We start from the raw sequence: 1,226 nt of genomic DNA, 5'->3' as shown, positions 1-1,226 counted from the left end.
AATTGTGAAATAAAGTCCAAGCTCCCCTAATATACTTAGAGGGTAGGGAAAACCCTAAACTGATTTTTGAAGGGGGGATTTTTATGTTCGGTAAAAAGGCAAAGGCTGAAAAAGAGAAAGAAAAGGAAATTCAGGCTATTAATAAAGCAAATGCAGACAAGGATAGCAAAACTTGGGTGTGCACAAAATGTAAGACGGAAAACAAAAAGGAATCATTAATGTGTAGAATGTGTGGAAACTTTAAGTAGCAGTTCAACAAGCCTAGTCTTCAAGTTAAAGAAGACTAGGCTTTTCTTGGAAAAAGCCTATGTGAGTGGTTTATTAGAGGAAGAAAAGGTTTGGCTTCAACTACTCGAAGATCGTAATGCAACTTTACATATTTATAGTGAGAAACTAGCAGATGAAATAGCTGGTAGAATTTGTACCATCTATGTGCAAGCAATAGGTGGATTGGTTAAGACATTGAAAGAAATGATACAGGAGTAGCAGGTGGCTCCATTTTGTAGATGGATCAAATGATGGCAACAGGAAGTAGCAGCGAGTAAAAGATAAATAGAATAGATATGAAAAGGAGCTAATATCTAGACATCAAGCCTCAAGATATTAGCTCCTTTGTATTGAAATGAATAGAAATCCACAAGAAGCTAACCTAAGACTACCTTCCCTCTTAAAAGATAGGTAGAACTTAAGTTATTTTCTTATGGGGTGTGGCAATGCTTCAAGTGTGCCCATAACTTAAGGAGAAGTCTATTCTCAACTAGAAGATGCTGTCCTTTTGGCGCCTTTGTGTACTGACCTCGTACCTGGTAGGTCTCTCGCGGGTTCTCGTAGGTGAAAGGGGTACCTAGTGTACGTATCACTGCGGATTGCCGGATGAGCCTACAGCTCATAAGCGTGATCACAGTTGTTGCTTTGAGGTTGGCATTTCTAGTGTAAAATGAACTCAGCTTACAGTTACGACTCCTCTGCAAAGCGGTGGTGCCCCGAAGTCTACTAGATGCCACCACTAAGTAGGTTCGGTTAGATGAGAAAAAGTTTGAGGCCCTTCAGGTAAGAGGGAGAGAATCCAGAAGAACAGATAAACTTTTTCTCTAAGGGATGTAGCATGTGGGCGGCCGGCCTCAGCTTGTACCATGCTACGTTTATCCCTTACATATACGTTATACGCTGAATAAATAAAAATTCGTCAAAAAGATAAAGAAAAAATTATAATTGTGAAAAATGCA

Annotated in this window: 2 protein-coding genes; both read left to right on the top strand. The window is 39.5% G+C overall.

Annotated elements, in window-relative coordinates; all coding sequences use genetic code 11:
* Positions 1-83: 83 nt before the first annotated feature.
* A complete protein-coding gene (locus tag RRY75_RS10490; protein WP_332527856.1) occupies positions 84-248 on the top strand; it encodes a hypothetical protein in 165 nt (54 codons plus the stop codon).
* Entirely contained in the window at positions 232-486 is a 255-nt protein-coding gene (locus RRY75_RS10485; protein WP_332716669.1) for a nucleotidyltransferase substrate binding protein, read from the top strand. The genes RRY75_RS10490 and RRY75_RS10485 overlap by 17 nt, the downstream gene beginning before the upstream one ends.
* Positions 487-1,226: the final 740 nt, after the last annotated feature.

This window comes from Niameybacter sp., assembly GCF_036655075.1.
Taxonomy (GTDB): domain Bacteria; phylum Bacillota; class Clostridia; order Lachnospirales; family Cellulosilyticaceae; genus Holtiella.
Note: the sequence above shows the minus strand (reverse complement) of the source record. Positions and strands in the feature narration are given on the sequence as shown.